Annotated in this window: 3 tRNA genes and 1 rRNA gene; all 4 read right to left on the bottom strand. The window is 47.3% G+C overall.

Features of this window, described 5'->3' with window-relative positions:
• Positions 1–58 precede the first annotated feature (58 nt).
• Positions 59–131, bottom strand: a tRNA-Thr gene (locus EST42_RS08215).
• 58 nt (positions 132–189) lie between these two features.
• Positions 190–262, bottom strand: a tRNA-Lys gene (locus EST42_RS08210).
• A 2-nt stretch (positions 263–264) separates the two neighbouring features.
• A tRNA-Val gene (locus EST42_RS08205) sits at positions 265–337 on the bottom strand.
• Positions 338–342: 5 nt separating this feature from the next.
• Positions 343–459 (bottom strand): 5S ribosomal RNA (gene rrf / locus EST42_RS08200).
• Between the last annotated feature and the right edge of the window lie 127 nt (positions 460–586).

Genomic DNA, 586 nt, shown 5'->3' with positions numbered 1-586 from the left:
ACCCGCGACCTCTACCATGGCAAGGTAGCGTTCTACCAACTGAACTATATTCGCATGATGCCGACTAAAGGACTCGAACCTTCGACCCTCGCTTTACAAGAGCGATGCTCTACCAACTGAGCTAAGTCGGCGACATAATATAAATTCACCGGTTGACGAAATATTTATTATCTATGGGTCATTACCCAATGGGTCGTCAGGGGCTCGAACCCTGGACCCATGGATTAAAAGTCCACTGCTCTACCAACTGAGCTAACGACCCGATGGACGTTACAGGGATCGAACCTGTGACCCCCTGCTTGTAAGGCAGGTGCTCTCCCAGCTGAGCTAAACGTCCAATACGCATCGCGACGTCCTATCCTCGCAGGAAGCGATCCTCCAACTACTTTCGGCGTTACTGAGCTTAACTTCTGTGTTCGGTATGGGAACAGGTGTGGCCTCAGTGCCATCGTCACGACACGACTAATATTTAAATTAGCATTACGAGATTAATTATCTCAAAACCGAATCATAATGTCAATAGTTAATTCCAAACTTCGTTTGAGCCTTACACCACGTTTTCAACTTGGTTAAGTCCTCGAACCAT

The organism is Weissella cibaria (assembly GCF_004521965.1).
Taxonomy (GTDB): Bacteria; Bacillota; Bacilli; order Lactobacillales; family Lactobacillaceae; genus Weissella; species Weissella cibaria_A.
This window is presented reverse-complemented; position numbering and strand designations above follow the sequence as displayed.